This is a genomic window from Streptococcus entericus DSM 14446 (assembly GCF_000380025.1).
Classification (GTDB): Bacteria; Bacillota; Bacilli; order Lactobacillales; family Streptococcaceae; genus Streptococcus; species Streptococcus entericus.
On sequence record NZ_KB904178.1, the window covers coordinates 1 to 14,440 of the forward strand.

Sequence of the window (14,440 nt, forward strand, 5' to 3'; positions counted from 1 at the left end):
ACATCTTTGCCGTCATCAATCGGCAGGTAAACGTCAACCGGAGCAGTTGGCTTGGTGACATTACCATCCTTGTCGACCAGCTCGATGTCAAAGAGGTCGTAGTCGGTGCCCTTGAGGATAGCTGGCGTTTCAGGGTTATTGGTTTCTTTGTGAAAGACCACTCTCAAACCTGCCACNTTGTCATCCGCTGATTGAACCTCCGCGATGATACCTGAGTCAGTTTGAGGGTTGACGTCAGTAATTTGACGCGGTGGTTGTGTGGTGTCAGGTTTGGTTGTGTTGACACCTGCATCGGCACCGATGTTACCGCCTGCGTTAGTATCAGTGTTGCCTCCTTGGTCAGAACTTCCGTCATCTGGCTTGTCATCAGAATTTGAGTCATCTTGCCCATCACCATTATTCTGGTCATCACCTGGAATTTGGTTGGTATCAGTTGAATCGCCTTGGTCAGTACCTGAAGTGTCACCCTCGTTGGTCTCGGTGTTACCGCCTTCGTCAGTATCTACATCGCCTGGCTGACTATTAGAATCTGAATGACCTTGGTCAGCGTCCGCAGTATCACCTGCGTTGGTATCAGTGTTATCGCCTTGGCTGCCACCATTATTCTGGTCATCGCCTGGTGTGCCTGGATTTTGACCTGGATTACCTGATTGATTGTCAGAATCTGAATCGCCCTGATTTACGTCAGTGTTGCCACCTTCATTGGTATCGGTGTTACCACCTTCGTCAGTATCTACATCGCCTGGCTGACTATTAGAATCTGAACTGCCTTGATCGGCGCCAGTATCGCCACCTTGGTCGGAACTTTCATCATCGGACTGGTCATCTGAATCTGAGTTACCTTGGTCAGTACCGGTGTTACCACTTCCATCGGCACCTACGTTGCCATTTTGGTCGGAACTTCCGTCATCTGGCTGGTCATCAGTATTTGAGCCATCTTGGCTACCTGCATTATCTTGGTCACCACCTGGGGTTGTGTTTGAATCAGTTGAATCGCCTGGTGTGCCTGGATTTTGACCTGCATCACCTGACGGATTGCCAGAATCTGAATCTCCTGGGTCCGAGCTGGTGTTACCTTCTTGGTCTGCGCCGGTATCACCACTTTGGTCAGAATTTTCATCATCTGACTGGTCTTCAGAATCTGAGCTGCCTTGGCTACCACCATTATCTTGGTCATCACCTGAAGTTGGGTTGTTATCAGCTGAATCACCTGGTGTGCCTGGATTTTGACCTGTTTCGTCTGATTGATTACCTGAATCTGAATCACCATGGTCTGAACTGGTGTTATCTTCTTGGTCTGCACCGGTGTATTCGCCTGCGTTGGTATTCGTGTTACCATCTTGGTCGCCGCCGGTGTTGCTGTCGGTATCTGTTGTATCACTTTCAGCACTTATCTGTGAACCAAATAATGCTAATTCACGTAAGGTTAGCATGGTTGGTGTTGCTGGTCCTCCAGCTGTTTGCTTGGCTTCTAGCAGCGTCAACACCACACGATCTGCTTTAACTCCTGCTTCTCCAAATCCGTGGCTGACCTCCGCCTGTTCATACGGTACAAGAAGTTCACCAGAGCTATAGACAGTCTCATCACCTCGGAAAGCTTCAACTTGGTACTTGGTCAACGTACCGTTATTGTTAATACGCTTACTGATCAATAACCCGTGAAGGTCAAGTGGCTGACCGTTTTTAACGGTGATTGTCACTGTCTGTGGTAACCGCCAAGCTTCTGGATAAGCGCCGTTAACATAGTTGGATGACATGTCCCACTTAAGCTCAGCAACAGTTGCCTTGTTGCCATCAAGTAGTTTATCTGGCTCAGCACCTGGTTGCCATGCTTCTGCTCGACCTGCTGTGATTGCAAGCAACTTGTTATCAATCTTACTTAGTTGATTGCGATTCGTGTCATCAAGTGTTGTCACAACATTGACACGATGCCCATTGATATTACTAATATCACCATTGACCACTTCTAAAATTAGCTTCCCTTTATCCGTTGGCTGAATGCGGTAGGCCAAGGTATTGCCGCTTCGCTGGTCAATGAAGGTTGCACGGTTACCGTTTGAAAGCAATAATTCTGGACGATTGGTTGGTAGAACAGAATAGTCAAAACTAATCAAAGCAGTCGTATCGTCCTCAAACACAACAGATGTCACGTTGTTATCTGGCAATTTTGGTTCAGGGCTGGTCAGGAATGTCCAGTTGAACTTGCGATAATACTGTGTATAATCGTTCTGACCGCCTTCACTATGTTCGTAGAGCAAGCCAAACTCATCGCTGCCCAAGTATTGCAGAGAGTTATAGGCAAAGCTACCATCTTGAATCAAACGATGGTTAATCCAGTTCAACTGACCATTTTCTGTGACTTCCGCCAGACGCACATGACCGTTGGTACGACCTGGGCCGTTGGCATTGGCAAGCACCACATATTCCTTACCATCACGCTCTACACGAACAGCAGATAGCTGAACATAAACGTCCGGAACATCAATCAAGGTTTCAAGGTCATTTTGCCACGTTGCTCCGCCATCCAAACTAGTCGCCATGTGCACCTTACTTTTAAGATTGCGCATGAACATTTTGAGGTGACCATTATTCAGTTGCAATACCGTTGCTTCTGTCATTTGTTCGATACGATTATTCATATCTCGCAAATTCAGAACCGTACCATCAGCAAGTCTACGATTATCATTGACTGACTCTCCAGAATGCCAAGTTTCGCCGTGGTCATCTGAGTAGAAGACCATTGATGACTGTGAATTGTTAATGGCAGAATTGCCAATAAAGTTGGTGGCATAAGCTGGGATAACCAGACGTCCCTTGTGCTCTCCTGTGTGCAAGACGACACCTGTCCCTGGACCGATGCCCATAAAGTTCATGTACTCTTTGTTTTTCTTGAGACGGGCTGTTAAGTCTTTTGGTCGTGACCAAGTTACCCCATCATCATCACTGTAAGACATCCAGATATGCATACTTGGAGCAACCTTAAACGGTGAGCTTGAGTTGGTCTGATAATAAACATTACCGATTAGAGTATTTCCTTGATAAATATCCCCTAAGTTAGCATAGTGTTGGCTATCGTCATTAACATTAACACGGTAGTCTGTTGCCTCACCATCTGGTGTGTACACCACACCGTTTTCACGAATGGTATAAGCAGCTGTTTCTCCCTCCTTATAGAGGTTCAGATAAGATTGTTCTCCAACTCTTGTGTATGAGGCTGGACGACGATTGGATAACCCAAAAGCACCTTGCATTTCTGGGAACATATCATAGAGGGCAAAGATACGTTTTGTCGTTGGGTCTTGTACCAAGCCTGGGTCAATGGTCATTGGGTTAAAATTAGGATTGGCTGGATTTGGATTATTTTTCAAATCAACAATCTTAATGGTATCTCCCCAAGTGGCACCATTGTCTGTGCTTCGTTTGATGCTCGTTGCAATATCTCCCCAGTCACCTGATGTCGTATGGCGCTGGTCAGTAGCAGCAATCAGTGTGCCATCAAGCGTCTTCAGCAAGGCTGGAATACGGAAGGCGTGCACGCCATCTCTGTTCTTCTGGCCATTTCGACCGCTCTCAAAGACGGCAACCTTAGCTGTCGCTACCTCGCCTGGATTGGCTGGTAAGTCGTAAGGTACACGGATAAAGGCTTCTGAACGTTCAACAACCTCTTCAGCTGTCAGAGCCTTATTATAGAGGGTGAAGTTCCTGATATCCATGCCAGCAACTCCCCAAACTGGACCGTTCACGCGCTGGGCAGCACCTAGTTGAGCGTGAGTTAAGTTTGTGATTGCCTTGAACACATCTGGCTCAATGTCTTTAGACTGTGATAGCACGCCATTGACATAAAGTTTTACTGTGTTTTGACCATTTTCTGGATTTTTTCCATAGGTCATCGCTACTGCATGCCACTCCCCATTTTTCACACGTTCAGTTCCTGCATTTAGGTCAATGGTAGCGCTTGGGCGAATTTCTGCACCGATTTGACCGTTTTTAGCGTACAAAACAGTGTACTGGTTTTGATTGCTGCCGCTGGTGGCGTTAAAAATACTATAGAATGCTGGAGCATTTTGTGGCACACGATATTCCACATAAATGGTTCCTTCTTCTGCTGTTTTCAGATAGTCCTTAACATCATCCTCTAAGACAATCTTATTTCCTGTAGCACTTGCTGTTTGCAGGTTGTTCAGCTGTTTCACGATTGGACTAGCAGGTTTTGGTGCATCTGGACTTACCCCATTGTCTGGCTGTTCATCGGTAGCATCAGGAGAAGCAGTTTCTCCCGGTTGAGTTGGGACTTTGTTTAGGGTCAGTTCTGCAGCACTAGCAAAGCCACCTGTTCCTTCTAAAATTTTCAACTGAACATGGTTAGTCGTCAGCGGTGTGAAATTAGCTACTTTTTCAGTGGCATCATTTGCCCACTGACCTTCAGCAATCTTGGTCAACTGCCCTTCTACCTTAGCGTAGACTTCATAGCGACGGATATGCCCATTTGTCCCAGACTGGCGTGGGAGGTAGGTCAAACTTTGCAGTGCAGTTGGCTGTTTCAGAGCAATATCAACAGTGTAATGTTGCTGTTTATTTGTCCAATGGCTATGCCAAAAGGTGCTTGGATTTCCATCAAAGGCTTTATCAATCTGTCCACCATGCTCGGTATCCTGACTATTAGTAGTCAGCTCTGCTATTTCCGAAGGGCTAACAACCAATGGACTCACATAAGGCTCGTGGGTCAAGTCGAGGCGATGAAGCGTTCCCTTGAAGCCAGCGACATAATTTAATGGGAGAACAAAGGTTGTGTGAGCTAGATTTGGATGAGCCGCCTGTGGTAGACGGGCAATCTTAACATCATCAACATAAACATCTGTTTTGAGTTCCTTGGTGACAAAGGTCACTTTGTAGCGGCGCCCTGCTTCCAAGGTCTTGTCAAATTGGATATGGAGATGCTCGTTAATGTAGGCCAGCTTACCGTCTTGGTCTGAGAGGAAGATGGCATTTCGACCATCAGTTAAAATGCCTTGAGGACCTTCACCAGTTGGGGTCACCTCCAAGGTCAACACAACATCAGGTCCAACTTGACCTAATCCCGTTTCCAGATAAGAACGGTTGTTTGCAAAGACCAGCCCATCTGCACCTGCTGTAACACCTTCGCCTTGAAGGTCAGCTAAACTCTCTTTTGTTATTGTCGCATGGTCAATCGCAGAGCGGAACTCTGGATTGGTTCCAGGGGCATAAACACGGTCTTGAGGCAGGGTTTGTCGGTTGGCAAATGCCGTCGCTAAACGCGGGGAACCCCATGTTTTCTCAGCAGTAACACCCATGGTCACAAAGAAACGTTTAAAGACATCATAAGAAGTAATACCTGTCTCATGCAGGTCAATGTTGTCGTTCCAAACCGCATGACCGCCACCGATAATTTGAGGGTGAGAGGCAGGATAGGCAGGACCGCCACCTGTGCGGAAGTCATTCGGTGTCCAGCGGTCATACTGAGTCGTATAACCAGCATAGTCACCGTAACCACCGACAGAACCACTACCGCTCGGTACACTATAGGTTGGATTGTCGGTGATGTTGATCACCTTAGCTCCCATAGACAGAGCAAGATTTGGATGGTGCCAGCCAACGTTCCAGACTTGAAGCTCCGTTCCACGACCATCAATGGCTTGGTCACCTGACATAAAGGATAGTGACCCCCAGAAACGTGGTGTTTTGCCTTTTTCCTTGACATATTGAAGCATGTCTGCCAAGTAGCGACGGTAGTGAGCCCCCTCACCATAATATTCATCCGTTCCGATATGAACAGTTGTAACATCCTTGAGCGGTGCATCCTCATCGAAGTAGAGTTTTTGGTAGACAGATTTGACAAAAGCAAGTGTTTCGTCATATTTTTCTCCCAAATCTAACATCGCAACGCGCTCAACATTATGTTTGCCACGATGGAGAGATGTCCCCTTATACATGAGGTCTGGACGGACTTTGACAAAGGACAAGGCGTGACCTGGCGTGTCAATCTCTGGCACAAGGTTAATGCCTAAATCACCAGCCAGACGAACCAAGGTTCTGAGTTCGTCTTTCGTATAATGGTCTTTTGACGTTAGGCGAACTCCATTTTCACCAACCACATCAATCTCAGCGCGGAAACCTGTGCTAGCGTTATTGAGTACGTAGTCCAGCTCTTGCTCTGGAGTCAGATGTTTATCCTTGATATGCTCCTTGAGGAAAATATAGTTGTCGTTGAGGTGCAATTGCAGGTCATTCATCTTGTAGTAGGCCATGTTTTTCATCATCTCAACGACGGTGTTAAACGGCACAAACTTACGACCTGTATCTAGGAGGAAGCCACGGTGACTGAAACTTGGGAAGTCGCGGATTTCACCATTTTGCAGATTGCTCTCGCCTAATTGCAAAAGCGTACGGGTAGCATAGAAAGCTCCTGTGTGATGGTCTGCCTCGATGGTGATGACACCGTTATTAATTGTGATGCCATAGCCCTCTTGACCATAGCCTTTGTCGCTAACTTTTTTGAACTCGATCCGCTGAGCAGCTGTGCTATTGCCTGTTGACAAGGTTAAGCCACGGCTTAGCAAGTCCTCGCGGTAGAGCTCAGCAGCTCTACCAAAGTTGCTATCATCAGCAACAATCACAGTATCAGCTGTAATCGTGCTGGTCCCCTCTACCCCGTGCCACTGCTGGACAACGGGAACAACTGCTGGTTTTGTGCCAACGCCTTCATCAGCGTATCGACCAGTCACTGCTACCTCAAATTCCTTAGTCGCAACAGCAGTTCCTAAGGTTTGTTTGAGCATGACCTTAACGGTTTGATTAGTCAAGGGCTGGTAAACACGACCAGTTAGATCAATCACCCCTTGCTTGTCGCTACCAATTAACTCTACTCCTGTCAGCTCTGGCAAGACCAGCTGGGTCTTATCAGCATTAAGACTCAGGCTCTCGATCTGATTGAGATTGGTCGGTTGGGCCTGCGTTGATGGGTTCGAATAGGCACGAAGTTCACGAACACCAACATTGTTCCATCTGAGCTGACCTGCCACAGATTCCAAGACTTCCAGTTTTAGGTACTTGGCTGTTACTGGGGCATTTAGGTTAATAATTTCCTCAGCACGAGGCGTACCAGATGGACGCTCATAAGCTACTTGCCACTGACGAGTTTCCTCTGTGGCATTGGTAGGGTCGCTCGTCGCATAAGACAGACGCCAAGAACGAATATTAGGATCAGATGTGATGTTAAGGCGACTATTTGCCCGCTTATCCCAATCAATTTCAACACGCTCAATGTGGGTATCATTTGGTAGAGTGACTGTCAAGCTTGGATTTTGTGGATTACGATCTGTCGCCCAACGGGTACCATCTTGACCATCAATCGCCTTATCCGCAGTAAATGGCTGACCAGCTTCCACGTTAGAAGCTATTGCAGTGCCACCAGTTACGTGGTTGACATTAGGCTCTTTGACAATTTTATTTGAAAAACCACGGAATTCTACAAGACCGATATTACGCCAATTCAAAGCACCAGCCACATAGTCCGTAACTTCTAGCTTAATATTTTTGGCATCAATGCCTTGAGCTAGGTTGATTTCTTCCGTCACTACAGGTGACCCTGTCCGCTCATGGGCTACTTGCCAGTTGTCAGGAGTCGCTTCCGTCGCATAAGACAAGCGCCAGCCCTTAACGTTGGCATCAGAAGCATTATTGACTTGACGATTTTCCCAGTCCAGCTGTACTCGCTCGATGTGAGTTGTTTGAGGCAACGACAAGGTCAAGGTTGGGGTCGACACATTCTGATTAGTTGCCCAGCGGGTATTAGCCTGACCATCAACCGCTTTATCTGCACCAAACTGAGCAACTTCCACGTCATTTGCTTGAGCAGTCGCCCCTTGAAAATGGTTGACATTAGGGGTAGATAGAGCGGTGGTAGCCGCACTAGAGCTAGCCATGATTGCTGTTTCTCCTGGTGCCAATGGCTGAGCTGTTTCTGGAGATGTTTCCGTTCCTGACGATGTCGCCACTGCTGACGCTCCAGGTGTTTCTGACGGCATCGCTGTCCCTCCAGTTTCTCCACTTGCAGGTGGTTGCGGTGCAGGACCTTCAGCTAAAACAGTCTCATGCCCAGCTGCTGCTCCCAAGGCCAAGGCCGAATACAGGACAACAATCCACTTGCCCTTAGATTTTCTGAGTTTTTTCTTCTGAATCATCAAAAGCCTCCTGTTTGTTATATCATCATTTATATTGTATTCGCTTTCTTATCACAAGTCAAGTGTTTATCAGTAAAAATTAGTAAAAATAAGTAAATTAAATACAAAAAAACTGAAGAAAATCCATCTTGCATTCTCTTCAGTCTTAACACTACTATTTTAATAACTTTTAAAACAGGTTTAATCAGATATTTTAAATGTTCTTGCCGTCTCTGCATGTTTACTGTTCACCGTGATTATAGATCCCCAATCCGATGCCACTCCTTAGCCATTCTCAAGAAAGGCTTTGTTTCCTGAGAATGGTGTCGCACCCATGCTTCACCGATTTTCCTATGGCTTGATTCGGTGTAACATCCGTGGGAATGGAATGGCTTCGCGGATGTGCTTGGTTCCTGCGACAAAGGTGACCATTCGCTCGATACCAATTCCAAAACCGCCGTGCGGCACTGAGCCGTACTTGCGAAGGTCAAGGTAGAACTCGTACTCTGACTTGTCCATGCCGAGAGCATCCATCTTAGCAACCAGCGCCTCGTAGTCGTCCTCACGCATAGAACCCCCGATGATTTCCCCATAGCCTTCTGGCGCCAAAAGGTCGGCACAGAGCACGCGCTCAGGATTTCCTGGAACTGGCTTCATGTAGAAGGCCTTGAAGCTGGCTGGGTAGTTGACGATAAAGGTCGGCACCCCAAAGTAGTTTGAAATCCATGTTTCATGTGGTGAACCAAAGTCATCTCCATGCTCCATGTGCTCATAATCTGCATCTTCGTCATTTTCGTGAGCTTGTAAAAGCGTCACCGCATCGTCATAAGACACCCGTTTGAAGGGCTGGTCGATGTAGGATTTCAGCAAGTCCACATCCCGCTCAAGGGTCTCAAGAGCCTGCGGTGCACGGTCGATAACCCCTTTGATAAGGGCTTTGACATAGGCTTCTTGCAAGTCCAGAGATTCATCGTGCGTCAGGAAAGAATACTCCGCATCCATCATCCAGAACTCGGTCAAGTGACGACGGGTTTTGGATTTTTCTGCACGGAATACAGGACCAAAGTCAAACACACGTCCCAGTGCCATGGCACCAGCTTCTAAGTAGAGCTGACCAGACTGGCTCAAGTAAGCTGGCTGACCAAAATAGTCCGTTTCAAAAAGCTCTGTTGAGTCTTCCGCTGCATTCCCTGACAAAATCGGACTGTCAAACTTGATAAAGCCATTTTGATCAAAGAAGTCATAAGTCGCATAGATGATGGCATTGCGGATTTGCTGAATGGCCACCTGCTTGCGTGAACGCAGCCAGAGGTGGCGATTGTCCATAAGGAAATCCGTGCCGTGCTCTTTTGGCGTAATCGGGTAGTCTTGGCTATCACCGATCAGCTCGATATCCGTGATGTCCAGCTCGTAGCCGAATTTAGACCGCTCATCCTCTTTGACAATACCCGTCACGTAAACAGAACTTTCTTGGCTCAAGCGTTTGATAAGGTCAAACTTGGCTGTTCCTCCCTCTTCACCGAATGTCTCAATGAAGTTTGGCTTGAAAGCAACTCCTTGGAAAAAGGCGGTCCCGTCACGCAGTTGCAAAAAGGCAATCTTGCCCTTACCTGACTTATTGGCCACCCAGCTACCGATGGTCACTTCCTGACCAACATGGTCTTTAACTTGGTTAATGGTTACTAATGTTCTAGTCATAATTTTCTCTTTTCTAAAAAAATGATTTTTCTTTTTTGATACTTCCTGATGTCGTATGGACGACAGAGCCAACACGCCAATCCCTATGGGGACTTGGCTAAGCTCTGCAATAGTTCTCACCTAGAAATAGATTCGATTTCTAGGTGAGAACGTCGCAGCACCACTCATTTAGTCATAGGTGTGGCTCGTTACATTTCTTCCATATATTCTTTCAATCGTCTAACCGCCTCTTTTAGGGTCTCCATATCCGTGGCATAGCTGAGGCGAAGATGACTAGGAGCTCCAAATCCTGCTCCTGTCACCAGAGCGACACCTGTTTGCTCCAAGATATCGGTGGTAAAGGCAGTCACATCATCAAAGCCTTTTAGTCGCATGGCCTCTGACACCTCTGGAAAGAGGTAGAAGGCTCCTTCTGGCTTGACCACTTCAAAACCTGGCACCTCATTCAAGAGCGGATAAATGGTGTTTAGCCGCTCCTCAAACGTCGCTCGCATGGCTTCAATCGGTTCTTGGTCACCCGTCAGCGCTTCGATGGCAGCATACTGGGAGACAGTGGTCAGATTAGAGGTCGTCTGGCTGATGATTTTACTCATGGCAGCAATCACATCTGTCTGCCCTGTCGCCCAGCCCACGCGCCAACCCGTCATGGCATAGGTCTTTGACACCCCATTGACCACGATGGTCTGCTGACGAATGGCTTCTGACAGGCTGGAAATAGGGGTAAATATCGCGCCATTGTAGACCAAGCGACCATAGATGTCATCAGCCAAAATCAGAATATCATGTTCGACGGCCCAATTTCCAATAGCGGTCAATTCATCAGCTGTGTAAATCATGCCTGTCGGATTAGACGGCGAGTTCAATAGCAAGACCTTGGTCTGTGGCGTTCTCGCTTGCTCTAGCTGGTCAACTGTGACTTTGAAGTGCTGCTCTTGTCTTGCTGCCACAAAAACAGGTTTGCCTCCTGCCATCTCTACCTGATCAGCATAAGATACCCAGTAAGGGGTCGGAATCAACACCTCATCACCAGCATTAATCACCGCCATGAAAAAGGCATAGAGAATAAATTTAGCACCCGTCGCCACCACGACATTATTCTGGTCAACAGAGTAGCCGTAGTAGGTCTCATAGTAACGACTGATGGCCTCCTTTAGAGCTGGCAAACCGCTCGCTACGGTGTAAAAACTGGCAGAACCCTTCTCAATCGCAGCCATCGCCTCTTGCTGAATATGCCGAGGGGTCACAAAGTCAGGCTCTCCCAAGGTCAATTCTAAAATATCTCGCCCTTGAGCTTTTAAGCTCTTGGCACGTGCTGCTGCCTGCAAGGTCACGCTCTCTTGCATGAACAGGACACGGTCAGATAACTTGGTCATACATTTCCTTTCTCTAGCCCCAGACAGTAACTAGCTCACCTGTCTCAGCATCAAAAATATAGTATTTTTCCTGACTTTTAATCTCCCAAACAAGTCGGTTGTTATGGCGACCAGCAGCTACTCGTTGAGGAACTAGCCCCTCCTCTTCAACTCTCTTTAGGAGCTCCTCCTGACTCAATAGGTTGTCAAGACTGATCAGATCAGGCTGTTCTTGATGAGCTGACAAGAGAAGTAAAATGTCCTGTTCATTGTCATCCTTCCCTCTTATGCTGTAATAAGTGTCTGCGCCATTAAACACTGCAACGTCACTCACATCAGTCAATTTAGCATAATCCCTTGCCAAGTGTTGTAACTGATGTTGTGCGGTCAGGCGTGGTGAAATCGCCAGATAAAAAAATACTAAACCAGTCAGCAGCATCAGGACTAGGCTTAACCCTAGCCAAGTGATGACTGTTTTAAACCAATTCCAACGTTCACTCATTAGCCCTCTCCTTGTTTATTTAGCCTTATCTGGCTTATCCTTATTATTATAGCAAAATTCTTGAATTTGGGGTAGGATTTTCTCAATTTTTTCAAGGGTCGTCTCTGCCTGCTGCTCTAGGATGTTCAATAGAGATTTACCGTAGGGCTTGGTGACCAAGCGACTATCTAAGATTAAAACCGCAGAGCGTTGGTATTCTCGGCGAGTTCCTCTTCCGAGTGCTTGTTTTAAGCGTAGACCCGCTAGAGGTAAGGCATAGTCATAAAAAGGCTGTTTCCCCTGTTCCTTAAGCTGGGTATTGATTTTCTTGACGAATGGGTCTTTAGGGTTATCGAACGGTAACTTCGGAATGAGAATAATCAGATTATCCTGATCAGCAAAATCTGAGCCCTCCCAAAATGTCCCTAGACCTAGTAACACTGGATGTTCTCCTTTGTCAAATCGACGTTTGACGGCACTGGCATTGCCATTCAAATCTTGAGCAAGGTGGGGCAAGTCGATGGCGGTTAATCGGTCTGAAACGATGCGCAACATCTGTTTGGAGGTTAATAGGACGAGGATAGGGTAGTTCAGTTCTGATAACTGCCGTAAACGCGCAATCAGGGCATCGAGATAGTGCTCATCACTATCCTGTTTCAGTGTCGGCATACTGGTGTCGACCCAAATGTGCTGATTGGCTGCTCTGCCATTGTCCAACAAATGAACAGAGGAGTTAGGCAAACCTAAGAAATCGGGCAAGGACACGCGCTTGCTAATCGCAATAGTCGCTGAAATGAAATAAGCCTTGGCAGCTTGTAGGAGCTGAGGACTAATGTTCAAAAAATCAAGGTGCGCACCGACCAAAAAGGTCTGACGTTTCCCAGTTTGATAACTCGTTTCAAGCCAAAAATCAGCATAACCTGCCACAACTTCTCTTAAGTCGCGCAAATGTATCTGGTCATATTCGGCCAAATCCTGACGCAAACTTTCTATCACTTGTTGCCCTACGTCACTGCCTTTGTGCTGATAATAGGTCGTCACCATCCGATTTAGCTGTCGTTGCAGACTTTCCAAAAGACGCCGGTGAAGCAAGTCCTGTTCTTGTCCCAGTAGTTGGTGAATGGTTACTAAGACCTTTGTGACATCTACACGCCGCCTTGAGCTGCTTTCCATAGCGAGGAAAAATCGCTGCGCCTCATCCACCACCAGCAATCTGTCTTTTAGGAGGTCTGGCTGAGCTTGCAAATTAGACAGCAAGAAGGCGTGGTTGGTGACAATAACTTGACTGTTTTGAATACTCTGCTGGCAACGTCGCCAAAAATCAGCCTCAGCAAAAACAGAATAATCATTAAGGCGCCCTGAATGACCAAGCTGGTCAATATAGGCGTCCAAACCAAATTTTTGACCAATCTCATCTAAATCTCCAGTTGTCGTTTCAAGTAACCAAACCAGAAGTTTCATCTTGAACAGATTAACCAAACGGTTACTGTCTTCTTGTTGTAAACTATCTGAAAAAGTTTGTAAATCAAGGTAATGTTTCGAACTTTTTATGCTGGTCAATCGTGTCTGAAAAACATGCGACAATCGTTGCCCTTCCTTGGTTATCAACTGCTCTTGTAACAATTTTGTAGGCACTGCTACAACGATTTGTCTCCCTTTAGCAGCTGCTAGCAAGGGCAAGAGATAACCGTAGGTTTTTCCCAGCCCCGCCTCCCCCTGTATAAAGACAGGAGCTGTCTTTGCTAATTCTGAAGACACCACTGCCGCAAAGTCAGATTGCTTTGACCGCTCCTCTAGCCCCAAACGCTTAAGATTAGCCTTAAATTCCTCTTCCAACGGCAAAGGCTGAGGCAACACGATCGGTTGTCTGATTAGCAAGTTGTCTACAGCCCACAGATGAGGCTGTGTTCTAGGCGAAGCCTGTGCCAGGGCTAACTCAATCACCTGACCCGTTTCATACAAGAGATGACGAGCAAGCCCTGACAAACTCGTCAGGGTTTGCCTTGGCAATCGATGTAACACCTCTATAATGTTCAAAAATAGCTGAGCAGTCGCCAGAGCATCAGAAATCGCCGTATGGGCGGCATCTAAAGACAAACCTAACTCTTGACTGAGGCTTTCAAGGCTATATTTTGCAAGCATCGGAAAACAAACCTGTGCCAAATCAACCGTATCAACACGGGGCGTTCGTAATTCAAATCCCTCTAAAAATAAGTGCTCAGCCAATAAATTAGCATCAAAATGAACATTGTGGGCGACAAAAACCCGATCTTCAAGTAAGTGATAGATGGTCTTAGCTACCTGAGAAAAGTCCGGAGCAACTACCAGCTGCTCATCTGTAATTCCTGTCAATGCTACAATAGACTTATCAAGCGACTGATGAGGATTGACATCCGTCTCGTAGGTTGTCACGATTTTCCCTTCTTCAATAATGACAATACCTACCTGAATAATCCTGGCAGTAGAACCCGTTCCCGTCGCCTCCAAATCAACGACCGCATAACTTGGTACAATTTTATCGTTCATGACTTAATTATAGCATAAAATAGCTAGAGTATTTACCTTCTTTCAATTCAAATAGGCACAATCACTCCTGAAGACAGCAACAAAAGCTTGTGATAATCGATTATTTTAAAAACAAGAAGACGCCTAGGATAGATCTCCTAGACGTTCCACTAACATTGACTTATTTTTCTAGTAATAAGCCATGTATCACATAAATAAAGAAT

5 protein-coding genes are annotated in these 14,440 nt (G+C 46.5%); all 5 read right to left on the reverse strand.

Annotated features, from left to right (window positions below; genetic code table 11):
- A partial coding sequence (locus A3GW_RS11245) for a discoidin domain-containing protein (protein ID WP_149036280.1) occupies nucleotides 1–8,201 on the reverse strand: 8,201 nt, incomplete at its 3' end.
- A 330-nt stretch (nucleotides 8,202–8,531) separates the two neighbouring features.
- Nucleotides 8,532–9,878, reverse strand: a complete 1,347-nt coding sequence (asnS, locus tag A3GW_RS0106965) for an asparagine--tRNA ligase (protein ID WP_018368565.1) — start codon at nucleotides 9,876–9,878, stop codon at nucleotides 8,532–8,534.
- A 188-nt stretch (nucleotides 9,879–10,066) separates the two neighbouring features.
- Nucleotides 10,067–11,251, reverse strand: coding sequence for a pyridoxal phosphate-dependent aminotransferase (locus tag A3GW_RS0106970; RefSeq protein ID WP_018368566.1), 1,185 nt, complete (start codon nucleotides 11,249–11,251; stop codon nucleotides 10,067–10,069).
- 13 nt (nucleotides 11,252–11,264) lie between these two features.
- Nucleotides 11,265–11,732 (reverse strand): cell wall elongation regulator TseB-like domain-containing protein, encoded by a 468-nt coding sequence (locus tag A3GW_RS0106975; RefSeq protein WP_018368567.1) that lies wholly within the window; start codon nucleotides 11,730–11,732, stop codon nucleotides 11,265–11,267.
- Between the two features lie 15 nt (nucleotides 11,733–11,747).
- Complete coding sequence (locus tag A3GW_RS0106980; RefSeq protein WP_018368568.1) at nucleotides 11,748–14,237, reverse strand: bifunctional DnaQ family exonuclease/ATP-dependent helicase; 2,490 nt, start codon at nucleotides 14,235–14,237, stop codon at nucleotides 11,748–11,750.
- Nucleotides 14,238–14,440: the final 203 nt, after the last annotated feature.

Coding starts and splice junctions, on each gene's coding strand:
- asnS (WP_018368565.1), bottom strand. CDS start 9,878: ATGACTAGAACATTAGTAACCATTAACCAAGTTAAAGACCATGTTGGT.
- A3GW_RS0106970 (WP_018368566.1), bottom strand. CDS start 11,251: ATGACCAAGTTATCTGACCGTGTCCTGTTCATGCAAGAGAGCGTGACC.
- A3GW_RS0106975 (WP_018368567.1), bottom strand. CDS start 11,732: ATGAGTGAACGTTGGAATTGGTTTAAAACAGTCATCACTTGGCTAGGG.
- A3GW_RS0106980 (WP_018368568.1), bottom strand. CDS start 14,237: ATGAACGATAAAATTGTACCAAGTTATGCGGTCGTTGATTTGGAGGCG.